19 protein-coding genes are annotated in these 25,530 nt (G+C 63.6%); 8 read left to right on the top strand and 11 right to left on the bottom strand.

The features are described from left to right. Window positions 1-2: 2 nt before the first annotated feature. Genes otnI through otnC form a run of 3 tightly spaced genes read left to right on the top strand, consistent with a single transcriptional unit; the run spans window position 3 to window position 2,680 of the window. Window positions 3-779, top strand: coding sequence for a 2-oxo-tetronate isomerase (gene otnI / locus EJ074_RS11410; protein ID WP_095809273.1), 777 nt, complete (start codon window positions 3-5; stop codon window positions 777-779). Window positions 780-782: 3 nt separating this feature from the next. Continuing rightward, on the top strand, window positions 783-2,045 hold the full coding sequence (gene otnK / locus EJ074_RS11405; RefSeq protein WP_095809274.1) for a 3-oxo-tetronate kinase: 1,263 nt from the start codon (window positions 783-785) through the stop codon (window positions 2,043-2,045). Next, window positions 2,042-2,680: a 3-oxo-tetronate 4-phosphate decarboxylase gene (gene otnC, locus EJ074_RS11400; protein ID WP_095809275.1), complete on the top strand. Its 639-nt coding sequence runs from the start codon at window positions 2,042-2,044 to the stop codon at window positions 2,678-2,680. The genes otnK and otnC overlap by 4 nt, the downstream gene beginning before the upstream one ends. A gap of 58 nt (window positions 2,681-2,738) precedes the next feature. Here the strand turns inward: otnC and EJ074_RS11395 are convergent, their stop codons facing one another. The 5 genes from EJ074_RS11395 to EJ074_RS11375 all read right to left on the bottom strand — a co-directional run bounded on the left by EJ074_RS11395 (window position 2,739) and on the right by EJ074_RS11375 (window position 12,583). Continuing rightward, the gene (locus EJ074_RS11395) at window positions 2,739-4,361 is read right to left on the bottom strand and encodes a GNAT family N-acetyltransferase (RefSeq protein WP_095809276.1); all 1,623 of its coding nucleotides are present in this window, start codon (window positions 4,359-4,361) and stop codon (window positions 2,739-2,741) included. Between the two features lie 23 nt (window positions 4,362-4,384). Then, window positions 4,385-5,725 carry an HlyD family type I secretion periplasmic adaptor subunit gene (locus tag EJ074_RS11390; RefSeq protein WP_095809277.1) on the bottom strand — a complete coding sequence of 447 codons (1,341 nt, stop codon included), beginning with the start codon at window positions 5,723-5,725 and terminating at the stop codon, window positions 4,385-4,387. A gap of 12 nt (window positions 5,726-5,737) precedes the next feature. Beyond that, a complete protein-coding gene (locus EJ074_RS11385) occupies window positions 5,738-8,536 on the bottom strand; it encodes a type I secretion system permease/ATPase (protein WP_095809278.1) in 2,799 nt (932 codons plus the stop codon). Window positions 8,537-8,557: 21 nt separating this feature from the next. Then, entirely contained in the window at window positions 8,558-10,600 is a 2,043-nt protein-coding gene (locus tag EJ074_RS11380; RefSeq protein WP_129553373.1) for a type I secretion protein, read from the bottom strand. 135 nt (window positions 10,601-10,735) lie between these two features. Beyond that, window positions 10,736-12,583 carry a hypothetical protein gene (locus EJ074_RS11375; protein WP_095809280.1) on the bottom strand — a complete coding sequence of 616 codons (1,848 nt, stop codon included), beginning with the start codon at window positions 12,581-12,583 and terminating at the stop codon, window positions 10,736-10,738. A gap of 610 nt (window positions 12,584-13,193) precedes the next feature. Between EJ074_RS11375 and EJ074_RS11370 the strand changes: the two genes are divergently transcribed. Both EJ074_RS11370 and EJ074_RS11365 read left to right on the top strand, forming a co-directional pair. Continuing rightward, window positions 13,194-13,961: a response regulator transcription factor gene (locus EJ074_RS11370; protein WP_245420694.1), complete on the top strand. Its 768-nt coding sequence runs from the start codon at window positions 13,194-13,196 to the stop codon at window positions 13,959-13,961. A gap of 7 nt (window positions 13,962-13,968) precedes the next feature. Continuing rightward, window positions 13,969-14,451 carry a hypothetical protein gene (locus EJ074_RS11365; protein ID WP_095809281.1) on the top strand — a complete coding sequence of 161 codons (483 nt, stop codon included), beginning with the start codon at window positions 13,969-13,971 and terminating at the stop codon, window positions 14,449-14,451. An 86-nt stretch (window positions 14,452-14,537) separates the two neighbouring features. On the opposite strand, the gene EJ074_RS11360 is transcribed toward EJ074_RS11365, so the two are convergent. Both EJ074_RS11360 and EJ074_RS11355 read right to left on the bottom strand, forming a co-directional pair. Then, window positions 14,538-16,157: a GNAT family N-acetyltransferase gene (locus tag EJ074_RS11360; RefSeq protein WP_129553372.1), complete on the bottom strand. Its 1,620-nt coding sequence runs from the start codon at window positions 16,155-16,157 to the stop codon at window positions 14,538-14,540. Between the two features lie 193 nt (window positions 16,158-16,350). Continuing rightward, complete coding sequence (locus EJ074_RS11355; protein ID WP_095809291.1) at window positions 16,351-16,827, bottom strand: transglutaminase-like cysteine peptidase; 477 nt, start codon at window positions 16,825-16,827, stop codon at window positions 16,351-16,353. Between the two features lie 388 nt (window positions 16,828-17,215). Between EJ074_RS11355 and EJ074_RS29665 the strand changes: the two genes are divergently transcribed. Continuing rightward, the gene (locus EJ074_RS29665; RefSeq protein WP_165349910.1) at window positions 17,216-17,629 is read left to right on the top strand and encodes a hypothetical protein; all 414 of its coding nucleotides are present in this window, start codon (window positions 17,216-17,218) and stop codon (window positions 17,627-17,629) included. A gap of 344 nt (window positions 17,630-17,973) precedes the next feature. Here the strand turns inward: EJ074_RS29665 and EJ074_RS11345 are convergent, their stop codons facing one another. After that, window positions 17,974-18,156, bottom strand: coding sequence for a hypothetical protein (locus EJ074_RS11345; RefSeq protein ID WP_129553371.1), 183 nt, complete (start codon window positions 18,154-18,156; stop codon window positions 17,974-17,976). A 925-nt stretch (window positions 18,157-19,081) separates the two neighbouring features. Between EJ074_RS11345 and EJ074_RS11340 the strand changes: the two genes are divergently transcribed. Further along, window positions 19,082-19,336, top strand: coding sequence for a DUF768 domain-containing protein (locus EJ074_RS11340; protein ID WP_095808970.1), 255 nt, complete (start codon window positions 19,082-19,084; stop codon window positions 19,334-19,336). 43 nt (window positions 19,337-19,379) lie between these two features. On the opposite strand, the gene EJ074_RS11335 is transcribed toward EJ074_RS11340, so the two are convergent. Continuing rightward, entirely contained in the window at window positions 19,380-20,498 is a 1,119-nt protein-coding gene (locus EJ074_RS11335; protein WP_095808971.1) for a P1 family peptidase, read from the bottom strand. Between the two features lie 7 nt (window positions 20,499-20,505). Next, window positions 20,506-22,071, bottom strand: coding sequence for an exodeoxyribonuclease VII large subunit (xseA, locus tag EJ074_RS11330; RefSeq protein ID WP_095809057.1), 1,566 nt, complete (start codon window positions 22,069-22,071; stop codon window positions 20,506-20,508). Window positions 22,072-22,203: 132 nt separating this feature from the next. Here xseA and EJ074_RS11325 point away from each other — a divergent pair, with 132 nt between their 5' ends. Continuing rightward, window positions 22,204-24,417 carry an EAL domain-containing protein gene (locus tag EJ074_RS11325; protein ID WP_095808972.1) on the top strand — a complete coding sequence of 738 codons (2,214 nt, stop codon included), beginning with the start codon at window positions 22,204-22,206 and terminating at the stop codon, window positions 24,415-24,417. 4 nt (window positions 24,418-24,421) lie between these two features. Here EJ074_RS11325 and EJ074_RS11320 read toward each other — a convergent pair whose 3' ends face one another. Continuing rightward, window positions 24,422-25,378, bottom strand: a complete 957-nt coding sequence (locus EJ074_RS11320; protein ID WP_095808973.1) for a LysR substrate-binding domain-containing protein — start codon at window positions 25,376-25,378, stop codon at window positions 24,422-24,424. Window positions 25,379-25,530 lie beyond the last annotated feature (152 nt).

The following is a 25,530-nucleotide window of genomic DNA, read 5'->3' as shown; positions in this document are numbered from 1 at the left end:
CCATGCCTGCCTTCGCTGCCAACCTGACGATGATGTTCAACGAATGGTCGTTCCTTGATCGGTTCGACGCTGCCGCCGAGGCCGGCTTCTCCGCTGTCGAGTATCTGTTTCCCTACGATTTCAAGCCCGAAGATATCCAGGATCGGCTTGTCCGCAACGGCTTGACCCAGGCGCTGTTCAACATGCCGCCGGGCGACTGGGCTGCCGGTGAGCGCGGCCTCGCGTCCCTGTCGGGTCGCTTCGACGACGTCGCCGCAGGCGTGACCCGCGCGCTTGCCTATGCCGAGGCCACCGGCGTGAAGAACATTCACCTGATGGCCGGCCTGGCGGATGCCGGCGATCCTCAGGCACGGTTCAACTATCGTCGCGCGGTCGAGCATGCCGCTGATCGGCTCGCCGAAAGGGGCTTGAATCTACTGCTGGAACCGATCAATGGGCGCAACATGCCCGGCTATTTCCTTAACGATTTCAATGCGGCGGCGCAGTGGATCGGCGAGCTCGGCCTCGCCAACGTGAAGCTGCAGTTCGATATCTATCACTGCCAGATCATTCATGGCGACGTGACGACACGCCTGCGCACGCTGATGCCGATCAGCGGGCACGTGCAGATCGCCAGCGTGCCGTCCAGGCAGGAGCCCGACAGCGAAGAACTCAACTATCCTTTCCTGTTCGCCGAACTCGACCGGCTCGGTTACAGGGGCTATGTCGGCTGCGAGTATCTTCCTCGCGGTCGAACGACCGACGGCCTGGGCTGGTTCGAACCTTACAAACGGGGATGATCGATGGGCATTCTTCTTGGCGTCATCGCAGACGACTTCACCGGCGCGACCGACATCGCCAGCATTCTCGTCCGCGAGGGAATGCGCACCGTCATGTCGATCGGCGTGCCCGCGGCAACATTCGACGTTCATGACGCCGACGCCGTCGTCGTTGCGCTGAAGTCCCGCACCACCCCTGTAGCGGATGCCGTTGCGCAATCCCTCGATGCGCTCCGGTGGCTTCAGACGCGCGGCGCTGAGCAGATATTCTTCAAATACTGCTCGACCTTCGACTCTACCGCGAAAGGCAACATCGGTCCCGTTGCCGACGCGTTGAGCGACGCCCTCGGGGCCGCAATTGCGGTCGTGTGTCCGGCCTTTCCCAAGAACGGCCGGTCAGTGTTCAACGGTCATCTTTTCGTCGGGCGTCAACTGTTGCAGGATTCGCCGATGAAGGATCATCCGCTGACGCCGATGCGCCGCTCCGACCTCGTCGCTCTGATGGCGGAACAGTCGGCCCATGGCGTCGGCCTCGTTCCACACGAGGTCATCTCCGCGGGCGATGCAGCGATCTCCGAAGCTTTTGCCGCGGTCGCCGCGACCGGACAACGCTATGTCGTGGTGGACGCCATCCATGACGATCATCTCCGCTCCATCGGGCGCGCCATACGCGGCCACAAGCTCGTCACCGGTGGTTCGGCGCTCGCCATGGGCCTGCCTGCCAATTTTGGCATTTCGCCACGCACGCCGGTGGAGACGACGATCACTTCCAGGGTGCCGCCACGGACGGCAATTCTGGCCGGAAGCTGCTCTGCCGCAACCCGCCAGCAGCTTGCCAGGGCCAAGGCCCTTTGGCCAAGCCGCAGGATTGACCTGGACGCCGTGGCCGACAAGCGTCCGGTGGTGCAGGAAGTCCTTTCCTGGGCGAAAAGCCAGCCCGCCGACCAACCGGTTGTGATCTACGGGTCCGCCGACCCCGCCGAGGTGGAGGAGAACCAGGCACGGTATGGCAGCCTGCAGGCCGGCGCCATGATGGAGCACACGCTGGCCGCTATCGCCGAAGGTCTCGTGGCGGATGGCGTCGGCCGGCTGCTCGTCGCAGGCGGAGAGACTTCGGGCGCGGTGATTTCGGCGCTCAAGGTGCAGGGACTTTCCATCGGCGCCGAAATCGCGCCTGGCGTGCCATGGACGACGACGCTTTCCGATCGGCCGTTGCAGGTGGCGCTCAAAAGCGGCAACTTCGGTGGTCCCGATTTCTTTGAACGCGCCTTGGATATTCCCGCATGAGCGACGCCAAAATTCGCGACCAGATCGCCGGCTATGCGAAATCGATGTTCGACCGCGGCCTGACCGCCGGATCGACCGGCAATATCAGCGTCCGCCTCGACGATGGGTGGTTGATGACCCCGACCGGATCGTCGATGGGAACCATCGATCCGGCACGCATCGCCAAACTGGATGCGGCGGGGCGGCACATCTCGGGCGACGCGCCCACCAAGGAAGCGTTTCTGCATCGTGTCATGTATGAGAAGCGGCCAAGGGCGGGCGCCGTCGTCCATCTGCACTCGACACATTCTGTCGCCGTCAGCTGCCTCTGTGGCCTCGATCATGACGACGTGCTTCCGCCGCTTACCGCCTACTATGTCATGCGCGTCGGCCGTCTGCCTCTGGTCCCCTATTACCCGCCCGGCGATGAGGCCCTGGCCCAGGCGGTTGCGGAGCGGACTGCCGACAGCCATGCCGTGCTCCTCGCCAATCATGGACCTGTTGTTGCCGGCGTCGACCTTTCCGAGGCTGTCTACTCCGTCGAGGAACTCGAGGAGACGGCCAAACTGTTCCTGCTGTTGCGCAATGAGAAGACGAAACCGTTGAGTTGCGACGAGACGACCGAACTGCAGAGGCGCTTCCCCGCCAAATGCTAGAGCGGAACGTTCACGGAAACGCTGAACCGCTCCATCTCTTTGTTCTGATACAGGCGCTTCAGCCGCCCGCGTGCTCGAAGATCGGTGGGCTTGCTATCGCCGGATCCAGCTTGAGGTAGCAAGGGTTCGCGTCCTGCTTCAGCCTTTGCAGTTGGATGCGTGCCTTGGCACGCAGCACGGGATCGATGGGACGATCGGACCCATCCCGCACCACGCTCAGGAGCTTCGCCGCTTCGTCGGTCTGGCGAAGCTGGGCCAGGCTGCGGCCGAGCCCGTATTGTGCTCCGGGGAGTTCGGGATCGAGTTCGAGCACCTTGCGGAATGCCTCCGCGGCATCTGCGTGGCGGCCTAGAGCCTGGAATTCGATAGCCAGCCTCGACCAGGCCTTCACCGATCTTGGCGCGATCGCCACGAGCGACTGGAAAGTATCGGCGGCCGACCAGTGATCGCCCCTGGCGCCAAGCAGCTGACCCAGGCCATAGAGGGTGCGCGCGTGGCGGGGATCGACTTCCAGAATCTGGCGATAGCCGATTTCGGCGTTGGTGAAATTGCCGGCCTCGTGGGATTTGGTGGCCTGCTCCAGCACGCTGCCGACAGATCTGGCATCCAGCCGGTCACCGAGATTGCGGCCGGTCCTGGTCTTGACCAGAACGCAATGGATGGCGGCCTCGTCGACACCGTAGGAATATTTGTAGGGCTCGTTGCCGCGCAGGAAGTCGTAGCTGCGGAAGCCCAGTTCGATGGCGCGGCGGATGCAATAGCCGTGCAGGACCAGTCCCGATGGAACATCGTTGGCAGTCTCGTCGCGTCCGGCGAGATGGAACAGCATTGCCTTCTTCACCGGGTCGACCAGGAACGCCAGACCACCAAGCGGCTTGTCGCCCTGCCACAGGATCGGCAGGAACAGCGTCCCGCTCTCAAACGCGTCCTTGAACAAGATGCGGTTGGACCGCAGCAGGCCAGGCAGGAGATTGCCTTTTCGCGGCGCCCATTTGATGCGCCACATTTCGAGGATGATGCCGATGTCGCGGTCGATCGTCGAGGTGTCGGCATGGGTGATGCGGAACTCCTCGGACCTGTCGAGCTTGCGCAGGAAACGCCGGATCTTCTGGCGCGTGTTCGAGCTGGTCTTCTGCTCGAGATAGCTGTCCCAGTCGTCGGGCAAGTCGATAGCCGGGCAGATGCAGTTGTCGACATTGTCGGTCTTGTTGACGCGCGACACCCTCTGGCTGGTGAGCCGCGCGTCGGCGAGGTTGTCGAGCAGCAGGCGACGCCGCTTCTCCGACATGCGCAAATTCTCCAGATGCAGCTTGGCCCAGTTCATCTTGAGTAGATGTCTGGTAAGGGCAGGGATCGCGCGGCTGGCAAAAGCCGGCGCGCAGACGATGCCTGCGTAATCGGCCGCGTAGTTGCCGGCCATGTTGATCTCGTTGTGGCAAAAGCCGGTTTTCTTGTTGAGCCGGGTGCGCAGCCTGAGCGGCAGCAGGGCGACATAGGGCGCGCCCTGCGGTCCCTGCCGTGCCGCCAAGATCGACCAGGCGCCTTCATAGCGTCGGACATAGGACGAGATGAACGTCCAGGACAGGAAGAACTGGGCCTCGGGATCCTTCTCATAGAGATCGTCCCAGTTCTGCTTCAGCCCGTCCAATGCCTCGCGTGTCGTGACGACGTCGATATGCATGATCCCCCCAATTCCCTCGCTGATCACTGCTCCATGAAGGCTCTTGCCATGCTGTCGGCGATCGGTTTCGTCAGATAGCTGAAGAATGTCCGCGACTGGGTTTGCACCAGGATCTCCGCGGGCATTCCGGGCGTCGGCGAGAAGCCGTGCACCTTCGCCAGTTCGCTCGCCGGCAGCCGGACGCGCGCCAGATAGACCTCCTTGGGCGTCGGGCCGCTCATCTCCGGCAATGCATCGGCCGAGACGTAGTAGACTTCGCCTTCGAGAACCGGCGTGGTGCGCCGGTTGAGCGCGATCAGCCTGATCGAGGCGCTCTGCCCGACCTTGACGTTGTCGATGTCGGTGCGCGGAACCTGCGCCTCGATGACCAGAGGCACGTCCGAGGGCAGGATCTCGAGGATCGCCTTGCCGCTCTCGATGACGCCGCCGGCCGTATGGTAGTACATGCGGATGATCGTGCCCGGCACGGGAGCGTTGATGGTCACGCGGCGCAGCACGTTCTCAGCCTCTCGCGACTGCTCGCGCACCGCATCCAGTTCTGCCTCCAGGCTCTGCAATTCCTGCAATGCCGCCTGCCGATAGGTGTCCTTGGTCTGCGTGATCTGCTGCTCGAAGCGCACGATCTGTTCGCGGTTCTCGGCAACCTCGGCCACCATCTTGCCGATCTGGCCTTCCGCATCTGCCATCGCGCGCTGGATCGCCTTCACCTCGGTTCCGCGGATCAGGCCCTGGTCGAGAAGCTTCTGCTTGCCCTGATACTCCTCCTTGAGGAACTGCAGTTGGCGGCGTACCGACGAGATCTGCTCCTCGATCCCCTCGTTGCGGAATTCCATCGCCTTCTTGTTCTGGTCGAACAAGGCGATATCGCTGTCGCGCTTGCGCTGCACAGCCTCGAAGTTGACCTGCTGGCTCTCCATGATCGGTGCGATCTCCGGGTCATATCGGTTGTCGAGAATGATCGCAGGGAACTGGACCTTGCCGCTGCCTTGGACCTCGGCATTCAGCCGGGCCGCGATTGCCTCGAGCCTGGCCTTGCGCAGGAACAATTGCCGCTCGTTCGTCTGCGCGGCGGTTTCGTCGAGCTTGATCAGCGGCTGGTCGAGGCTGACATGGTCGCCTTCATTGACCAGGATCTCCTTGATGATGCCGCCTTCGAGATGCTGGATGATCTTGTTTTGCCCGGTGGCGACGAAACTGCCCTGGGCGATGATGGCGGATGCGAGCGGCGCCGTGGATGCCCAGGTGCCGAAGCCTCCGAAAGCCATGGTGATGAGCACCACGCCGAACGCCGTCTGCTTCCAGATCGAGCGCGGCACTTCGGAATACCATTCTATGTCGTGAACTTTTGCGATGTCGGTTGTCATGGGGTTGCCGAGCTACTGGATCTGATGACCGAACGAGCCGCCTTCGATGCTCAGGCCGCGATTGGCCAAAGCCTGCAGAACATCCTGGCGCATGCCGAACAGGGCGACGGTGCCGTTGACGAGCAGGAGGATCTTGTCGACGCTTTTGAGCAGCGACGGCCGCTGGGTGATGGTGATCACTGTGATCTTGTTTTCCTTGGCGTGCTGGAGCGCCCGCTCGAGTGCTGCGTCGCCCGCCGCATCGAGGTTCGAGTTGGGCTCGTCGAGCACGACCAGGCGGGGGTTGCCGAAAAAGGCGCGCGCCAGCGCGACGCGCTGCTTCTGTCCGCCCGAAAGCGGCGCCCCGTCGGCGGCCACGAAGGTCTCGTAGCCATGCGGCAGGGTTGAGATCATCTCATGGACGTCCGCCAGTGCTGCGGCCTGATAGATATCGGCATCGGTCGCATCGTCGCGCATGCGGGCGATGTTGGCTTTGATCGAGGCGGGGAACAATTGCACGTCCTGAGGCAGGTAGCCGATGTTTTCGCCGAACTGGCGCGGATCCCAGTTGCGCAGATCCATGAGGTCGAGCCGCACATTGCCGGAAGTGGGCAGGATCGAGCCGACCAGCATCTTGCCGAGCGTCGTCTTGCCGGCGCCCGAATTGCCGATGATGGCGAGCGAGTCGCCCGGCGAGAGCGCGAACGAGATGCCGTTCAGCACGACGCGCTTGGTTCCCTGGGGCACGAAGAGAAGCCGTTCGACGTCGAGACGCCCCTCGGGCCGTGGCAGGTTCAGCCGTTCGAAATTGAGCGGGGACGACTGCAGAAGCGATGAAATCCGGCCATAGGCGGCGCGGGCATGCACGACGTGGTTCCAGCCCTCGATGGCGCCCTCGATCGGTCCGAGCGCCCGGCCTGCGATGATCGATGCGGCGATGACCATGCCGCCGGTGAGATGGCCGTCGATTGCCAGATGCGCGCCCCAGCCGAGCATCGTCACCTGGGTGAGGAGCCGCACCGCCTTCGACAGCGAGGCAAAGACAATGTTGCGGTCCTGCGCGATGACCTGCGCGCGCAACGAATTCGCCGTGTCCTTGCCCCAGATCTTCACCGCCTCGGGGATCATCGCCAGCGCGTTGATGATCTGGGAGTTGCGCGACATGGAATCGAGATGGATGTTGGCCTTGCTCTGGTGCGCGTTGGCCTCGCTGAAGATCACCGCCGTCGCGCGCTGATTGAGCAGGGTGATGATCAAGAGCAGCAGCGCCGACGTCGCGACGATGAAGCCTTGATGCGGATGGATGAGAAACACCGCCAGCATCATGACGGGAGCCATGGGCGCATCGAGGAACGACAGCAGCGTGCCGGATGTGAGGAATGTCCTCAGTTGCTGCAGGTCGCCCAGCACCTGGTACTCTTTGCCGTTGCTGTTGAGCGAGGCCCTGGCAGCGGCACTCAGGATCGGCGCACCCAACTGCGCCGCGACTTCGACCGCCGTGCGCATGAGGATGAAGCGGCGCAGCGCGTCGAACACCGCCTGCAGGACGACCGCGCCGACAATCACCACCGTCAACATGATCAATGTGTCGCCGGAGCGGCTGGTGAGGACGCGATCCGAAATCTGGAACAGATAGATCGGGATCGCCAGGACCAGCATGTTGCACGCGACGGTGAACATCATGACGATCAGCAGGTTCTTCCTGACTGCTCCGAGCCCCGCCTTGAGGGCGGCGCCGAAATCGACAGGCCCGAGGCGTTTGTGAAAGCCGCCGCCACCGCCACCGCCGCCGCGTCGGCCGTTATCGTCCACTCCGCCGGGAGGCGATCCGCCGTGATGCGGCTGCCGGGCCTTTATCGGACCGGTGTCGCCCTCGATGGTGACCATACCCGGCGCCGCTTTCGGAACATCTTTCATTTCGCAGACGAGCGGTTTTGCTGGAATCTCCGGTGCCGCCTTGGTCTGCGGCTCGACGCGCCCTCGCGGACCGGCGTCCGGATTGGCCAGCTTCGGCTCGGACGGAGCGCTTTGCGCCCCGGCTGGCGATGCCTTTTTGAGATCCGGCCCGGCAGCCTGTTCCAACGCCGGCTGCTCCTTTGCCGCAGTTGGTGTGGACGGCGCATCCTGTCTTTCCGGCCTCGGCGCGCTCTTTGCCCCCTGTGCTGACTGGACGGGAGCCGCTTGCGGCTTCGGCACAGCGGGTCCGCGCATGGTCGCAGTCGCGCTCGTGTTCAGGCTTGGCTGATGAGCCCGCGCCGCAGGTTGAGGCCAGGACGCCAGGTCCGCTTTATCGACGGTGAGCGCTGGCCCGGCGATTGGCTTTCCGGCCGGCGTCGATGCTGCTGTTGGATGCATGGCATTGGATGCGCCCCGCGCCAGGCTGGTCGGCGTTGTCGCCTGCTGAACCGGACCCGCTGTCTCCGCCGGCTGCTTCTCCACCATGGCGGGGGCGGGCCGGGTTGCTGCAGCCTCCTTTTTTCCGATTGCCGCAACTTGCGACGTAGGGGCGGCGGCGGGCGCCGCATTCGCGGCCTCCGTGACCGGCCCGGCTGCCGGCGCCGGCCGCGCAGCGAGCGACGCTGTTCCGGTTGGCGCCGCCCCGGCGCTTCTCGCCTGCGGGCAATCCGCCACCTCGTGCAATTGGCCGACGACGGTGTCGATCGCCTTGATGGTCCGTTCGATGGCCCGTTCATCCTGCTCCAAGGCGCTCGCGAGCGTCTTATGGAGCGTCGTGGAGGCCGGCTTGCGCGATGCCCGCTGGCCCTCCTGCTGCATGTCTGCTTCCAGGTCTTGGGAAAACGATTCCCACGACAGATCGCGATCGTCGGTCATGATATCCCCCCGGATCTCAGATCAACCCAATATCGTCTGCATTCCGTCGGCCGGCACATGGTCCGGCGTCGGCGCGATCGGATGGTCCGGTTGCACCGCGTCGTCGCTGGCCTCGTCAGCCAGGAAGGCGACCGCCTCGTTGACCAGTGCGTCCGGATTTTGCGCGCCGAGTTCCGGATCGCAGGAGATGATGTCCGCCTGGATCAGGATCTCGTGCGAATAATGTTCGCCGCCGACATAGGTCTTGTCCGTTCCGTCGACATCGACAATGCCTGCGAAGTTGGCCACCTGGTTGCCGCCGGTGGTGACGGTCCATTCCGCTTCCGGGTGGGCAACGAACTGATTCATCGCCAGCGCGACCTGATCGCTGTCGCCCAGAACATTCGTCTGCGAGACGTATTGGAGATTGATGAGGTCGCCGGAGATGTAGAGGACCCGCAGGGCCCCTATGCCGGCGAAAGCTGGGTCGCTGAGAATGTCGCTGGGATCGGCGTCCTTGCCGGCGGCCAGATCCTGTGCCGCCTTGAGATAGGAGGCTGGCAACGCCTCGTAGTGGTTCTGCCCGCCGACATTGATGATCGTGGCGTCGTTCCACAGCAGGTTGCCGGCGGTCGAGCATGAACCGGCTCCGGAGGTCTCGAACCCATCGACCGCGCCGATGAGATCGTTGTCGAGCAGTATGTTGAGCTGCTGGATGATGTTGGCGTCGTAGACGTTCCCGCCGATGATGATCAGGTCGTAATAGTGGCCTAGTTCCTCGAGCGTCATGCCGTTGATCGTCGTATTGTCGCCGGTGCTCACCATCGTCCTAACGCCCGAGGAGGACAGGATCGTGGTGTCGTTGTCCGTCACGAAGCTGTATTGCTGGATCCAGTTGCTGATGATCAGGTCGCCGGTGACCTGCGTCACCACCCAGGCTGCGGGAAATCCGCCCGACGGGTTCGCCGGCTGATGATCGGCCGACGGATCGATGTGCTTGAACGCCGCGATGTTGAAGCTCTCGTCGGAGCCGTTTGCCAGCGACCATCCATTCAGCGCAGGACTCACCAGATCGGTGTCGCAGTGCACGTTGATTTGAACGATGGCATTGATTTCATAGCTGTTTCCGATAGCCGCGACGACAGATGCCGTCGTCCAGTTGTTGGTCAGCACGGCCGAGTTGATCAGCGTGTTGCCGCCGGTCTCCACCTCGACGCATGAGTCCAGCAAGCCGTTGCCCCACCCCGACATGAAGTCGGAGGAATCGGGCGGCGTGTTGTAGTCGTGCATGTCGGGGCCGCTGTTGTCGGCCGGTTCTTCCTGTTGGTCCTTGAGAAAGTTGAGATGATCCTCCGCCTTCGGCGCGTCGGCGTCGTCGACCAGTTGTCCGTTGACGTAGGTTCCCAAGATCGGGCCTGAAGCCGCGTCCGGATGCAGGACGAACACGCCCGCTTGCTCGCCCGAACTGTCGCTGTAGGCTTCGATCCGCTCGCCCGCGCTGACGATGGTGGCCGCCATCTCCGCTCCGGAACCCGGCATCGCCAGATCGTCGAGCGGCGATATTTCGACCGCGCTCTGCATCAGCGCCGCCAACTGGGCGCCATCGCCGATTGACGGCGTGAATGTCAGGCCGTGTCCTCCGGCGCCGACATAGTCGTTGTCGGACAGGCGGATGTCCTGGTTGATGAAAGCGGCGACAGCGCCTGGAGGTTCGACATGCGGCAAGATCATGCCGCCGCCGACGCCTTGCAGGTGCGGAAGATGGAAATGATGCTGCCCGGGGCTCAGATGCCCGTGCATGTGGATTTCGGGAGGCGTGTACCAGAAGCTCGAGCTTACGGTGTTCAGCACCAGGTCCGGCTTCAAGCCCATATACGGAACGTGCGGATCGAAATCGTCCAGCGCGTAGGGCGCCTTGACGTTTATGGTGCTATTGGGAAGGTCGGGGGCTTCTTCCTTGCTGGCCGCGGTGATCTTGAAATCGTCGTATGTCTTCAGCTGCCGCGCTTCCTCGACCGATATTTCGAACATTCCGATGAAATGCGATATTACCTCGGAGATCTTGTCCAACTGCATGGCGTACACGGGTTGCCTCCGTATCTTGAGATCATTCGCGCTCGGTCGGGGCGGCATGTCTCCCGGATGTGAGGACCGCGCGGAAAAATTCCGCGCAGTCCCAAGCTGGCTGACTTCTTCGAGAAATCAGCTGTGTACGATCAATCACGTCCCGGTGTGGTCACCGGCATCCTCGCCTGTGAGCGTGTTGTGGAAGTCGCCGCCAACCACGGTCTGGTCGACCAGGTTCTCCTGCAGGTTGGCGCCCATCACGATCTGCTGGTTGAAGGCACTGACGTCGATGAGGCCGTCGGCCGAGGAATGGGTGGTGCCGGTCACGTAGCCGTCATCGCCATTGTTCGAGCCCCAGGTCCCAGCGTCGCCGCCGGTACCGCCGTCGCCATTGTAGGCGTAGCCGCCAGCACCACCGGCGCCACCGTAGCCAGCGGTGGTGTATCCACCAGTAGCGTCGCCGCCGGTCCCATCCGCCCAGGCACCGCTCAGGGCATGGCCGCCGTCTCCGCCAAAGGCCGTTGCGAACCCGCCGAGGCTGTCGCCGCCATAGGCATCGCCACTGGTCGCCGCGCCGCCGGTTCCGTCACCGCCCGTCCCGCCGGCGCCGCCGGTCCCGGAACCCGAGCCGGAGCCTGAGCCCGAGCCCCAGCCTGCGCCGAGCGCATCGCCGCCGTCGGACTCGGAATCGCCACCGATGGAATGCGCGTTGCCGCCGTCCGCGTCGGCATTGCCGCCGTCAGCGTCGGCACCGCCGCCGCCGCCACCGCCGCCGCCGCCGCCACCGCCGCCGGTGGCGTCGCCGGCGGTGCTCGTGGCGTCGCCGCCTTCACCGAGTGTCAAGATCGGCACGATCGGCACGAACTGGTCGACACCGTCGCCGCCATCGGCCTTAGCGTCGCCGCCGCTGACGTCGCCGCCATCGCCACCATCGCCGCCATTGCCGCCATCGGCCTTGGCATCGCCGCCGTCCGCCTTGGCGTCGCCAGCATCAGCCTTGGCGTCGCCGCCATCCTGCGACTTGGCATCGCCGGCTTCCGCTGCGCCGACACCCAGGCCCAGCCCGAGACCCAGCCCGAGGCCGAGGCCAGCGCCGCCATTGGCGTTCCCGCCGTCGCCGTAGCCGCCCTTGGCGTCGCCGCTATCGCCGTCGCCGGCCTTGGCATCGCCAGCGTCGGCCTTGTTGTCGCTCTTGCTGTCGCCCCCGATAGCCGCGCTCAGCGCCAGGCCGCCCTTGCCGTCGCCGGCCTCGACGTCGCCGGACTTGGCGTCGCCGCCATTGCCGCCCTCGCCGCCATTGGCCTTGGCGTCGCTGCCGCCGTCGGCGGTGCCGCCGCCGGCCGAGATGCCGTCACCGGCTTCGGAGTGGCCGCCCTTGGCGTTCAGATCAAGCTTGAAGTCCGCGTCGTTCTTGACGGTCGCGTTGTCGAGCTTGTCGTTATCGTACATGTTCAAGGTCTGGTTGATGATCGACGCGGTGTTGGTGCCGGCGCCGGTCATCGAATTGTTCAGTATGTCCTTGAAGGTGACATCGTCGCCAGGATCGTAAGTGACGTTGCCGTCCTTGTTGTTGATCATGGTGTCGATTTTCATGTCGCCGTTGGCATAGATGTCGGCGAAGTCGTCGTCGGAATTGCCGAGCTCGCCCTCGAGCTTGACGCCGACGTCCACGTCGACATCGACCTTGGTCTCGTTGACGTTCTTGTTCTCGTTCGAGTTCTCGTTCTTGGACTCGTTCGAGTTCTTGTTTTCATTCTCGTTCGACGCCTTGTTCTCGTTTTCGTTCTCGTTCGAGGACTTGTTGTCGTTCGAGTTGTCGTTGTCGCTCTTGTTTTCGTTCTCGTTGGACGCCTTGTTTTCGTTCTCGTTCTCGTTCTTGGCGTCGTTGGTGTTGCGGTTCGTATTCTCGTTGTCGCCGCCGCCGTCACCGATATCGAATTCGCTGTCGACGATTTGCAGGCCAAATGCGTTGATGTTGTTCTTGTCGAGGTCGAGAGACATGGTCTTGTCCTCAGTTGGCCGCGACTGCCGAACCGCATTCTTCTCTTACGCGGCTTTGGGCTTGTTCGCGGAGGTTGCGTTTAATGCGGGGTGATGGATTGTCGGACCGAGGGGACTGAGGTCCGAAATCCGGCATCGTGACTGGTTGGTTGAGTACCTCCCTTTGACCTGGGGAAAGGCGGCCCGATCAGGCAAGACTGGTCGAGCGCCGGCTCACTACCGAACCGGTCGTTCAAACAGGCGAGGCCTGGAGGTTCCCCCAATCCCATGTGGAACGGGTCAAGTCTGTGGCCAGAGGGGGGTGATTGTAAGCTGACAGTTCGGGCTAGCCCGTTCGAGAGCATGCCGCAAAGTACTCTCTGCCGCGATGAAAAGGCCGGATTCGCCGTGCATCGAACTCGAAGCGACCCCGGCGGAAATCGTCCGTCGGCGGGGGAATGGCGAAATCAGGTATAGCTCATCTGAACTATATCAGGGTGATCTAATTTGGTGTATAAGTCCTTAAGGCTAGCTGTTCGTGGGGTGGAGGCCCCTGTATCGCAGAAGGATAAAAACAAAAAATCTTCAATATCGGTCTATGGGTGGGGTGGCAACCATGTCCAGAGTCAATATGGGCAGCGCCGTGGGTAGCGGTGCGGGCGAAAGTTGGGCGCGTAGAATTCTTCTGACCGTTTCCTCGGCTGACAGTTTTCCGGAATGTCTCGTCTACGCAATCGAAAGGGAATTTCCTTCGATAGTGGTCGAACAGGTTGCAAGCCTGGAAGCCGCCAGCGGCGCATTTGAGCATCCTGTTTGCTTGATACTTGTCGACGCTGAATTCCTCCACGACATCAGCGATCATGCTGCCGATCTCACCCAGATGCATCCAGCCGCGCCGATCGTGCTGGCGCAGCACGACAGCCGCGTGCCGGTTTCCGTTCAGGACGTGCTCGACCTGAAGATCGTGCGCAGCGTATTGCCGATGGATTTGAAGCTGGACGTCTGGCTGTCGGTCATCAGGCTGATGCTGCGTGGTGGCGAATACTTCCCGTTGGCGATGTTCCAGTCACATGCGAACAGGCTGTCGGACAAGGCCCCGGATCATTCGCCGCGGGCCGAGCAATCCGTGCAGGACAGCCCGGATTTCGACGAGATAAGCGAGCTCACCGACCGGGAGTTCCAGATTCTCGAAATGGTGGCGCGCGGCTTGCAGAACAAGATCATCGCCGCGGCTCTTCGGCTGTCCGAGCACACAGTGAAGATCCATCTGCACAACATCATCACGAAGCTCGGCGCCCATAACAGAACGGAGGCCGCCGCGGTGTTTCATGCGCGCAAGGATTCCTTTTACAACGGCATGGAGCGGCCGAGAGCCGGCGTCGCCCAGTCCTCGCCATGAGCCGGTGATGCCGCGCTTTCAGGAGATCCTGCTGCTTGTTGGCCAATTGAACTACACATGGACCAACACTGAGAGCCTGCTGATCTACCTGATTGCCGGCCTCGCCAAGGTCGACAAGGAAACGGCGATCATTATTTTCCTGACGCTGAACACCACGCGCGCGCGCATCGAGCTGGTCGAACGGCTCGCGAAGATGCAGAAAACGCCGTCGGCCTGCCGTCAGGCGGTGCTCGCCGTCACCGGCAAGCTGACGCGCCAGGCAAAGCTGCGAAACAAGTACAGCCACTGCATCTATTCCTTCGACGAGAGCGGGACGCATGGCAGCACGCAGCTGATGCGCATCGTCGACGGCAAGGACGACGTAAAATACGGAAAGATCGAAGCGCTTGATGACAAGGAGATGGGCCGGATCCACGATTCCATCGAGGACATCAAGGAGATCAACAAGGATATCTGGTCGATCGTTGTCGACAATTCCTTCCCGCGATGATGTCGCGCGAAAGTGTGCAGCGGTTTTGCGAAAACGACATGCACAAAAACAAAGATCTAAATTAGGCCGGCGAACAGGCCGCGTTCTCACGCCTGTTCGGCGCGGCTCTCGGCGGCCTTCAGCATCGTGGCGCGGAGCGCTAGCGCCCGACCGTGGTTCGGCTCAAGTCCGATGCAATGGTCCAGGCTTGCGAGCGCGTCCCTGGCCCGATCGAGCTTCGCCAGCGCCAGGCCGCGATTGTAGTGCGCAGCCGGGACATCCGGCCTGATGCCGATGGCCTCGCTGATCTGCTGTTCGGCCTCGCTGTACCTGCGTTGCTGCAGCAAAATCACGCCGAGCAGATAGCGGACATCGAAATGCGCGGGCTCGATATCCACGATCTCGCGATACATCCTCTCGGCCTCGGCCAGGTTGCCGGCCTCGTGCAGGCGTGCAGCCACGCTCAGGTTCCGCGGCAGAAGGGACCGGCGCGTTTCATCCAGTTGCCGCAGCAGCTGCAGCGCCCCGGCCTGCGCCGCATCGGCTTCAAGGATTTGCCGGCAGGCACGCACGGCGCCGTCGAGATCGCCCGCCTGATGCAGCGCTTTCGCCCGTGCAAGCACGACAGGCAGGCTGCGCGCCTCCAGCCTGCCTCCAAGATTGCGGCGGCTGGCGGTGCTCACCAGCAGGCACTCCACCCGACGCTCGAGGCCGCCGAAATCATATTTATAGGAAAAGTCTCCAGTCTGCAGGTCGTAGACAGTGAAGCCGTTCTCGATGGCCCAGCGCATGCTGTAGAGGTGAAGCGCAAAGCCGGGCGCCGGCTTCCTGATGGTCATGTCGCGGCCGTTGAGCATGCCGATCAGCGACCGGTTCTTCCTGTCGATCAGGGTTGCTTGCACGCCGATCGGCTTCTCGCCCTGCCAAAGCACCGGAAGATAGAGAGCATCGTCCTCGAAGGCGCATCGCAGCATGTTGCGGAAATTGTTGATCATCGCCTGCGGCAGGCCGGGATGGTATCGCGCTGCCAGTTTGGCGCCCCACTGGTTCTCCCAGAACCGAAGCAGGATCTGCAGGTCGCGCTCCAGTGTCGCCGCGGTAACGTCGGTCACACGGTATTCAGCGGCATCGTCGATCGCCCGCAATGTGCGCCGCGCAGTCTTGCGCGTCGCAGGTCCGAGCCTGCCGTTGAGGAATTCTTCCCAGTCGCCAGGCAGGTTGACATAGACATAGACGTCGTGATCGATGCCGTCGCCGTCGTCAGGCCGCCTGACTTTGCCCGTCAGGAACTCGGGGGCGGGAAACGCGCTCAGAAAACCGCGCAGCCGCCGCGGCGACACGAAGATGATTTCGAGATGCAGCCTGGACCAGTTCAGCTGCTTGGTCGCCTCGGCAAAGGCGCGGATGCCGTCCTCCTCAACGTCCGGATCGCAGATGAAGCCGGCATAGCAGGCGAAATAGCCGCCGCCCGTTCTCAGTTCATTGTGGAACGCACCGTCCCTGGTTCTCTCGGTGCGAAGCTGGACCGGGAAGAAGCCGACATAGTCGGATGAACCCTCTTTCCGGACGGCCAGCACGAGCCATTGATAGCGAAGCCGTTTGAACCAGCCTGCTATCCACGGCCAGGACATGAAGTATTGCGCTTCCGGATCCGCTGCGTAGACGGCATCCCAGTTGCTTCTGAGGCGAACGAGCGTGTCGAAGCTGTCGATGACGTCCACGCGCATGGCGCTGACCTTTGCTCAAGGAGCGCCGGCGAACGGGCGATGGTCTCAGGTGTTCCCCCAACCCCCGGGGCGGCGCCAAGGAATTGATGCTGATGCTCCCATGGGGAGACCAGCCCATACAAGATGATCAAACGATTGAGCGTCGGCGCGGAAACGCGCCAACCGAGTGTTGGCTTTGGGGCATGCAGGCCGATCAGGATTCAATCCGCAGCCACTTGCCGCTTTCGGACTGCGACTGCCGGGCAAAGTAGCGGTAGGAGGTCTGCGACCAGTTCCGGACGGCGCCGGTGCGATTGTCGAGGATGAGGTCGCCCTTGTCCGTGCGCACGGTCAGCACCGTATGGCCGGCGCCGCCGAGCGTCGCCACCGTCAGCAGCAGGGCGGACGCGGGCCAACCGCGCTTCATCAATTCGCTCTTCTTCAGGATCGCGATGTCCTCGCAGTCGCCTTCCTTGCTTGGAATCCGCCAGTCGTCGCCGAGCCCGGCGGAAGAATCGTTGCGCTCCCTGATCCCGGTATTGATGGAGCTGTTCACCCGACGCAGCTCGGCCATGCGCTGGTCGGTAAGCTTCACCTGCTTGACGTGCCCCTCGGGACTGCAGAGCCGCGCCTGCCTGGCGCAGAAGCTGCGGGCCGCCGGCGGGGCAAAGGCGTAGCCGTTGGTGATCATGATGGCGCGGCCGGAGGCATTCGTGGTTTCGCTGCAACCAGCCAAGGCAATGGCTCCGGCAACAAGCGCCACAAATCGAATCAAGACCTTCCCCTCGGGTTGCTGGGTCAGGATCATGTTCGCGCGAATTGGGGTAGATCAACCATCGCCATTACTATTTGCGCAGATTCTAAAACAATGTATGCTTAACAAATTGTTTCCGGTGGTCGGAAACTTTGACATAGCGCCCAGTTTGGGGACGGGAGCGCGTTTTTCCCTTCAGGAGGAAGAGATGCACCTGCACCCATCCTGCGCGAGCAGGGCTCGCGCAATTCTGCTTGTCTCGTCCGCTCTCATAGCGGCGAACCTTGCAACATCCGCTTCGGCACAGAACAGCATTCGGCCGCGCATGACCGCGGCCCAATGCCAGCCGCTGATGGAATCCAACTACGCCCTTTGCTGCATTGCAATCAACCGCAACAGCATTCTGTCGCGCGCCCAGCTCGACCAATGCCCACCCCTGACCACATCCCTGATCGCTGCCACCCTGGACAAGGAAGGCGGCGGCTCGGGCGGTGGTGGTGGCGGCGGCTCCAGCGGCGGCGGTGGCGGCGACGATGGCGGCGGCGGGGATAACGGCGGCGGGGACAATGGCGGGGGCGACGGCAGTGGAGGCGGCGCCGGCTCCGGCGGCAGTGGCGGCTCCGGCGGCAGCGGGGGAGCGGGCGGCTCTGGCGGCAGCGGCGGGTCCGGTGGGTCCGGCGGCAGCGGCGGGTCTGGCGGCTCCGGCGGCAGCGGCGGGTCTGGCGGCTCCGGCGGCTAAGTCCACCCAAAGAGCGTCTAGCGGTCTGGACTTGCGGACGTCAAGCTCAGGGCGCACAGCCATCAAGCTGGTCTGCTTTGGACGCCTGTCGGGTGACCGAGATATCGCTTGAAAATACTGGCGGGCACCTGCCTCAGGCGCCCGCCGGCTCTTTCGGAAGCACCCGCAAGCACTCGGCGTCGACGCGCGGTTAAGTGGTTTACGTCACCAAGGTGCGGAGTCCGTCACCAAGGTGCGGAGTCCGTCACCAAGGTGCGGAGTCCGTCACCAAGGTGCGGAGTCCGTCACCAAGGTGCGGTTTCCGTCACCAGAGTGCGGTTTCCGTCACCAGAGTGCGGAGTCCGTCACCGGCGTTGCGGCCTGGCCATCGCCAGCCCCTTTTCCAGGGCCTCTTTGAGATTTGCCGTGTAGCGAGCGGTGTCCTCGAGGCCACCGAAGAAGTTTATGCGGTGGATGTCGCCCTTCTTGCTCATGACGATACCCGCCGCCCGCAGGGTTTCTTGAACTGACTTGTAAGTCATTTCCACCGTTCCTCCTGCCTTCGCAGTTACAGCGTCGCTGCTTTCTGTAACGAAACGGTGGCGGCGACTGTGAAAAGCCCAACATATTTGGCTGCGGCTGATGCACCTCGCCACAAGCGTGCGGCGGCTCTGCGACAACGACATGCATCAGCATACAGACGTAAGCGTGGCTTAGATCCGTTTCAGCGCGCCGCACTTTAGGCATATGGAGCTAGGTCCCATCGAGCTAATTGAGCACGGGGCAAAACAAGCTCACTATTGTCCTTGCCGGGGCCAGCAAAGACTCCAAAACCCACCAATGTTGCCCTCGGCTGTTTGCCGAAACTCGCCTTCTTCCCCGAAGCCCGTCGGCAGGCAAGGCGGACCCGATGTCCCCAGGGTCCGCCTTTTGGGGACATGAGCCGACCTGATGGCATTTGGCCTCGGAGTCTCTTCCCCGCGTCTGAAATTGTTTGCGCGAGATGCATCAGGCACGGACGTACACGCCGCCGGAGTCGTTCACCGCGATGCCCCTTCAAGGGTCGATCGAAAGGACTGTGGCGGTGCATGCCGAGGCTGCCGAACCGAATGAACAAAAGGTAGCAGAAGGGGAGAGTCGACATTGCGTGAGGATATCACTATATAGCGGCGGCTTCCGGGCGGCACAGCGGGGTTGGCGGGCCGCGAAACGTTCGCGCATGGTGATGAATGTCGGTCTTGGTGCCGACGAAAAGGCAAGAAGAAACAAAGGCATAGCGCGAAGCGCAACCCAGCCAACGGTGTCGATGACTGAACGTGCCTCTTCAATTTCCCATATTTTCCGCTCTGTGGACCTGGGGCAGGATGCCTTGCCCTCCGGGCCCGACTCGGTTCGAATGGGGTATGCATTCTCGGGCGGGATGCTGATGTTTATGTTGACCAACCGGCATAGCCGCTAGGGAATAAGCAAAGTATGAGTGAACACGCGATCGAATTCCTGCGGGGGTGGATTGGCGAAAAGGTCCATTGCCAGCCTTCGCCAGCCAAGATCGAGAAGCAGGCCGAGACCCTGGCCAAGGAATGCTGCGCCAAGGCCGCCGAGGAAGGCATCCTTCTGGAAGACATCCAGGAAGAAGTCGGGGACATCCAGGAACTGATTGCTTCCCGGCTCGAGGAAGCCGCGGAAGAGAACGCGCACGAGACGGAGTCGGACAAGCCGTCCGATTGAGCCGCCGCTCCCGGGCACGTCCCACCTGGGCTGAGCGCGAGGCTTAGCCGAATTTCTCCTTCAGCCACGTCCTGGGCAGCGCCGGCACGAAATTGCCGTCGCGCCCGGTCATGTCCTCGTTGGCGACCAGCGCATTGAGGATGGCTTCCTCCACGCCCTGCACCACCGCGTCGAAGAACGGATCGATGTCGACGTCCGGGATGAAATCCGCATGTGCCATCCGCCCTGATGGCGCCAGCGCGGCCCCGGGATTGGCGGTCGAGAAAGCGAGAAAGATATCGCCCGAGCTGTGATAGCCATAGCCGCCTGTGATAGCGATGCCGAGCGGCACCCGCCTGGCGAGCCGCTTCATCTGATGCGGCAGGAACGGAGCGTCCGTGGCGACGATGGCGATGATCGAGCCCTTTTCGGCGCGCGGCGTGCTTTCGCGGAGCGCTGGCTCGACCAGTTGCGGTCCGACGCGCCGGCCGCGGATGGTCAGATTGCTGCGCCTGCCGAAATTCGCCTGGACGAACACGCCGAGCGTGTAGCTGGAGCTGTGCCATTCGACGATGCGCGAGGCAGTGCCGGAGCCGGCCTTGAAGCCGAACGAGATCATGCCGGTACCGCCGCCGACGCTGCCTTCCTCGATGGCGCCACCCGTTGCGCTGTCGAGGGCCGAGGCGACATGGCCGAAGCTCACATGGTGGCCGTTGATGTCGTTGAGGAAGCCGTCATAGGTCTCCGCCGCCACCGGCAGGCCCCAGGCGCTGTCGAGCGCCTCGGGCAGCACTCGGCTCATCCAGCGCAGCGTGCCGTCGCGCGTGAGGCCGCAGGAATGGGTGTTGGTGATGGTGACCGGCAGGTTGAAGGCGCCGGTCTCCTCGATGAGGTGCGATCCCGTCAGCTCGCCATTGCCGTTCTGGCTGAAGACGCCGGCGAAGACCGGCGTGGCCAGCGCTTGGCGGGGCCGCGGCAGGATCGCCGTCACGCCGGTGCGCACCGGGCCCGCGCCGACCTGCAGCGGGCCGTCGCCGGCAATCAGCGTGGTGTAGCCGACCGTTACGCCCGGCACGTCCGTGATGGCGTTGAAGCGGCCTGGCCTGCCGTCGAGCGTCACGCCGAACGAGCGCAGCCTTGGCTTGCCGGTTGGTGTGCTGCGATGCGGGTCGTGGCCGATCATGCCATCCTCAGAACAGCGAGCCCTGCTTGCCCGGCTCCTTGGTCCTGACCGGCGACTTGGCGGCCATCTTCGGGCGCGCGCCGCCGCTGGTGGCGATGGCTTCGGCGTTGCCGTCGGCGAATTCGATCTGCAGCGCCGAGCCGGGGGCAAGGTCCGCCGCCCGCTTGATCACCGCCCCCTCCGCGTCCTTCACCAGCGCGAAGCCACGCGCCAGCACCGCCTTGTGCGACAGCGTCGCGAGCAGCCGGTCGGCCTGCGTCAGCGCCGCGCGCAGCCGGTCGAGCCGTCGCGCCAGCGCCTGGTCCTGGCGGCGCGCCAGCCCGGCCAACATCTCGGCCTGTGCCTTCTGCCGCCTTGCGATCGGCGCCGGCGACAATCTTGCCGCAGTGCGTTTGAACCGCGCCCGCCTTTCGCGCACGATGGCGAAGAAGGCCGCCCGCGCGCGGGCAATATCGCGGCCTGTGAGCGTGCGCGCCTCGTTGATGCGGCGCGACAGCGTCGCTGGCGTCAGTCTCTGCTGCTCCAGCCTTGCGCGTTTGCGCTCGATATTCACCATCAGCGCCCGGCCGAGTCGGCTGGTCGCCTCGTCGAAGCGGCGGCGCGGCAGGGCCAGCAACTGGTCGGGCGACGGCAGCGCTCGCGCAGCCGCGCGCACCGCCTGGCGCTTGCGCTCCAGATGCCGCGAGGTGCAGGCATTGAGCCGTGCGCTGAGGCCCGCGAGCATCGCCTCCAGTTCGGCCTTGACCGGGACCGCGATCTCGGCCGCGCCCGTCGGCGTCGGCGCCCGCATGTCGGCGACAAAGTCGATCAGCGTCCAGTCGGTCTCGTGGCCGACGGCCGAGATCACGGGAATGCGCGAGGCCGCGATCGTGCGCGCCAGCCCCTCGTCATTGAAGCCCCAGAGGTCCTCGAGGCTGCCGCCGCCGCGCGCCACGATCAGAAGATCGGGCTGGCGGATGGGGCCCTCCCAAGCAAGGGCATTGAAACCGTTGACGGCGGCCGTCACTTCCCTGGCCGTCGTCTCGCCCTGGACCCTCACCGGCCACACCAGCACAGCGAGCGGAAACCGGTCCCTGATGCGGTGGAGGATGTCGCGGATCACCGACCCGGTCGGCGAAGTGACGACGCCGATCACGCACGGCATGAACGGTAGCCGCCGCTTGCGCCCGGCCTCGAACAGGCCTTCCGCTTGCAGGCGGCGCTTGCGTTCTTCCAGCAGCGCCATCAGCGCCCCGGCGCCCGCCGGCTCCAGATTGTCGATGACGATCTGGTAGTTGGATTTGCCCGGATAGGTCGTCAGCCTGCCGCTGGCGATCACCTCCATCCCTTCCTCGGGACGGAATTTCAGCCGGCTCATCGTGGTCTTCCACACCACGGCCTCGATCCGCGCGCGGTCGTCCTTCAGCGCGAAATAGGCATGGCCGGAGGAATGCGGACCGCGATAGCCGGAGATTTCGCCGCGCACCCTCACATTGCCGAAAGCGTCTTCGACCGTGCGCTTCAGGGCGCCGGAAATCTCGCTCACTGTGTATTCGGTGGCGTTGCTGCGTGATTCGGGAGCGGCTTCACTCATGCTTGGATTGGGGAGCGGATATCGGCCCCAGTCAAGGCGCCGATCCATCCCGGCGCCCAATCCTCGCTAATATTATAACGCGATCTTAAGCCTGATTTGGTTTCACTCGCGGCAGGAGAATCGCCAGGACGCATGAACGAAGGCCCCAACAGCAGCCCCTTGACGCGTCAAGTGACGTTGACCGTGCTGGCACTGGCTGCCTTTGCGCTGGCCATGGTCGTCGGATTTGGCATCTATGCGACCGCACAGGCCGATCACGTCTCGCTCGAACGGCAGAAGATACCGATCGCCAATAGTCTGAAGGACCAAATCGCGGCTGTCCAGCGCGAGCAGGAAAGCGTGACCGTCTGGGACGACTCCGTCACCAACGTGAAAGCCGGCAACGAGCCCTGGATCGAGGAAAATCTCAGCGTCTGGATGTACACCTATTATGGTCACAACCGGATCTACATACTCGACGCCGCGAACCATCCGGTGCACGCCATGCGCGACGGCAAGGTGCTCGCCCCGGCCGTTTATGGCGAGGACGAGCCCGAACTGCAGCCGACGATCCAAAAGCTGCGGGCCATGATCGCCGAGCCGCCGAAGCAGGAGGCCTCTGCTGGGCCTGCCAAGCTGGTCGCCGGGGATCTGGTCTCGCTCGGCGGAAAGCCTGCGATATTGAGCGTCATGCCGCTGGTTCCGAGCAGCGACCGGGTGACCCAGGAGCCCGGCAGCGAATATCTGCATGTGTCCGTCGAGTTCATAAACGACGCCGTTATCGCCAGGATCGCCGACAAGTACCTGCTCGACGGCGCCCATCTTCTGTCGCTCTCGCAGCCGGTCGGCAGCGCCGCGGTGCCGCTGGTGGACAGCCGCGGCATCATCCTTGGCTATCTCGGCTGGGACCAGGAGCGGCCCGGCCTCACCCTCGTGCGCAAGATGGGGCCGGCCTTGCTGATTGCCCTACTTGTCGGGGTGGGCGTTCTGGCGTTCCTGCTGCGCCGCCTGCGTCGTGCGTCTTCGGCATTGCAGACCAGCCAGGATCGCGCGCAGTATCTCGCCTTCCACGACACGCTCACCGGCCTGCCCAACCGGGCGCTCTTCGACGACCGTTTGCGGCGTACGCTGCTGTTTGCGAGCCACGACGCGGCGAGGGTGGCACTGCTCTACCTCGACCTCGACCGTTTCAAGCATGTCAACGACACGTTTGGGCATCCCGCCGGCGACGAGTTGGTCCGCCAGACCGCGGCGCGGCTCAGACAGACGATCCGCGAGATCGACACCGTGGCGCGGCTGGGCGGCGACGAATTCGCCATCATCCTGCTCGATGTCCGGGATGTCAGAAGCGCCGAGGATGTTGCAGAGCGGCTGCTGCAGAAGCTGTGCGAGCCGTTCAAGCTCGTCGACGACCAGGTCTTCGTCGGGGCCAGCATCGGCATCGCGCTGTCTTCGGGCCCGGAGACCGACGCCGACGATCTCCTGCGCAAGGCCGATATCGCGCTCTACGAAGCCAAGAAGAACGGGCGCGGGCGCTATCAGATATTTGCCGGCGATATGGACGACCTCCTGCTGCGCAAGCGCAAGGTCGAAGCCGAGCTGCGCAAGGCACTCACCGGGGCAGGCGGTATAAAGCTCGCCTATCAGCCCGTCTTCGCGGCTGACGGCCGCACGATACTCGGCGCGGAAGCCCTTGTCCGCTGGGGCCACGAGGTGCATGGCGCGCTGCCTGCGGCCCAGTTCATAGCCATTGCCGAGGAGCGCGGACTGATCGGTGAACTGGGCAAATGGGCGCTGTTGGAGGCCTGCCGCTTCGTCGCGGGCACCAAGCTGCCCTGGGTGGCCGTCAACGTCTCGCCGATGCAGTTGCGCGACGTCGGCTTCGCCGAACAGGTCGCATCGATTCTCGCGGAAACGGGCTTGGACCCATCCCGCCTGCAGCTCGAAATCACCGAGAACGTGCTACTCGAAAACAACGACACCGTCAGATCGGTTCTCGCCGATCTTCGCGGTTCGGGCGTGGGCGTCGTGCTCGACGATTTCGGCACCGGCTATTCGTCGCTCAGCCATCTGCGCCGCCACGCCATCGACAAGCTGAAGATCGACCGGTCCTTCATCCGCCTTCTCGACGAGGACGATAAGGCGACGGCCATCGTCAAGGCGCTGATCGAGCTTGCACTGGCATTGAACGTGGACGTCACCGCCGAGGGGGTCGAAACCGACGCGCAGAGAACGCTGCTCGTCGGCATGGGCTGCCACCAGTTGCAGGGCTTCCTGCTCTCGCCGCCCCTGGAGCCCGGCCAGTTGCTGGCGCTGCCCGCCCTGTCGTCCGGTGGTGCTCCTGATTGGACGGCTGCCCGCGCCTGATCGCTCACCAGCCAGGCAGGATCTGGCTCGATTTTGTCCGCTTCATCCTGGCAAAGGCGAGCGCGGCGAAGTCGAAGCTTCCCGCCTCCTCGCCCAGCGGCACCGAAATGTTGTCGAGGCTTTCCGCAATGTGGCGGGCGAGCGCGTCGACGATCTCGGGCTGCGAGGTCTGCCCGCGCATGAGGCCGATGCGGCAGTCGGGCAGGGCACCGAAGCCGTCGGCTTCACCAAGCACGCGCATGCCCGGCCGCAGCGCGCATTCCGGCAGCACCGAGATTGCGAGGCCGGAAAGCACGGCCGCCGTGATGACTGTGGCCGAGAAGCTGGAGAACAGCACGCGGTACTCGCGATTCTGCCGATCGAGCACGTCGACCGCCGCCCGCCGCCAGATGCAGTTCGGCCGGCCGAACGCCATCGGCAGGATCTCCTGCTCATGCGTGGCATGATTGGCCGAGGTGACCCACAAAAGCGGCTCGCGCCGGACCACTTCCGACTGGCCGCGCGTATCGTTGTGCGTCACCAGCGCGAGATCGAGATTGCCGCGCTTGATGTGCTCGACCAGCCCCGGCGTCGGTTCGCAGACGACGGTCAGTTCCACGCGCGGATTGGAGCGCGAGAAGCGCGCCATGATCTCCGGCAGGAAACGGTCGGCATAGTCGTCCGGCGTGCCGATGCGGATCGTGCCTTCGAGCCGCTGGTCGTCGAAGGCGGCGAGCGTCTCGCGGTTGAGATAGATCAGCCGCCTGGCATAGGAAAGCAGCCTGTCGCCTTCCTCGGTCAGCTTGTTGGTGCGGCCGTCCTTTTCGAACAGCGGCTTGCCGATCCGCTCCTCAAGCCGGCGCATCTGCATCGACACCGCCGACTGCGTCCGGTGCACTTCCTCCGCCGCGCGGGTGAAGCTGCCGGTGTCGGCGATCGAGATGAAGGTCTGCAACTGATCGAGATCGAGCGGCGCTTTCATCGGTCCAATCCATCATTGATGTTGATGCTACAGATTAAAAACATTCGTTGGATTAATCAATCCGGTGATGGCAAATTGCGACTGTCCACATGACATCATGTGTATCGAGACCGGAACGGCGCTTTCTCCCAGGCGCCGGTTGAACGGTTTCG

The organism is Mesorhizobium sp. M3A.F.Ca.ET.080.04.2.1, assembly GCF_003952525.1.
GTDB lineage: Bacteria > Pseudomonadota > Alphaproteobacteria > Rhizobiales > Rhizobiaceae > Mesorhizobium.
The sequence above is the reverse complement of the archived record's forward strand: the minus strand, read 5'-3'. Positions and strand labels throughout refer to the sequence as shown.

Excerpts from the sequence above, each read along its gene's own strand:
- otnI (WP_095809273.1), top strand. The coding sequence starts at position 3 with ATGCCTGCCTTCGCTGCCAACCTGACGATGATGTTCAACGAATGGTCG.
- otnK (WP_095809274.1), top strand. The coding sequence starts at position 783 with ATGGGCATTCTTCTTGGCGTCATCGCAGACGACTTCACCGGCGCGACC.
- otnC (WP_095809275.1), top strand. The coding sequence starts at position 2,042 with ATGAGCGACGCCAAAATTCGCGACCAGATCGCCGGCTATGCGAAATCG.
- EJ074_RS11395 (WP_095809276.1), bottom strand. The coding sequence starts at position 4,361 with ATGCATATCGACGTCGTCACGACACGCGAGGCATTGGACGGGCTGAAG.
- EJ074_RS11390 (WP_095809277.1), bottom strand. The coding sequence starts at position 5,725 with ATGACAACCGACATCGCAAAAGTTCACGACATAGAATGGTATTCCGAA.
- EJ074_RS11385 (WP_095809278.1), bottom strand. The coding sequence starts at position 8,536 with ATGACCGACGATCGCGATCTGTCGTGGGAATCGTTTTCCCAAGACCTG.
- EJ074_RS11375 (WP_095809280.1), bottom strand. The coding sequence starts at position 12,583 with ATGTCTCTCGACCTCGACAAGAACAACATCAACGCATTTGGCCTGCAA.
- EJ074_RS11370 (WP_245420694.1), top strand. The coding sequence starts at position 13,194 with ATGGGCAGCGCCGTGGGTAGCGGTGCGGGCGAAAGTTGGGCGCGTAGA.
- EJ074_RS11365 (WP_095809281.1), top strand. The coding sequence starts at position 13,969 with ATGCCGCGCTTTCAGGAGATCCTGCTGCTTGTTGGCCAATTGAACTAC.
- EJ074_RS11360 (WP_129553372.1), bottom strand. The coding sequence starts at position 16,157 with ATGCGCGTGGACGTCATCGACAGCTTCGACACGCTCGTTCGCCTCAGA.
- EJ074_RS11355 (WP_095809291.1), bottom strand. The coding sequence starts at position 16,827 with ATGATCACCAACGGCTACGCCTTTGCCCCGCCGGCGGCCCGCAGCTTC.
- EJ074_RS29665 (WP_165349910.1), top strand. The coding sequence starts at position 17,216 with ATGACCGCGGCCCAATGCCAGCCGCTGATGGAATCCAACTACGCCCTT.
- EJ074_RS11340 (WP_095808970.1), top strand. The coding sequence starts at position 19,082 with ATGAGTGAACACGCGATCGAATTCCTGCGGGGGTGGATTGGCGAAAAG.
- EJ074_RS11335 (WP_095808971.1), bottom strand. The coding sequence starts at position 20,498 with ATGATCGGCCACGACCCGCATCGCAGCACACCAACCGGCAAGCCAAGG.
- xseA (WP_095809057.1), bottom strand. The coding sequence starts at position 22,071 with ATGAGTGAAGCCGCTCCCGAATCACGCAGCAACGCCACCGAATACACA.
- EJ074_RS11325 (WP_095808972.1), top strand. The coding sequence starts at position 22,204 with ATGAACGAAGGCCCCAACAGCAGCCCCTTGACGCGTCAAGTGACGTTG.
- EJ074_RS11320 (WP_095808973.1), bottom strand. The coding sequence starts at position 25,378 with ATGAAAGCGCCGCTCGATCTCGATCAGTTGCAGACCTTCATCTCGATC.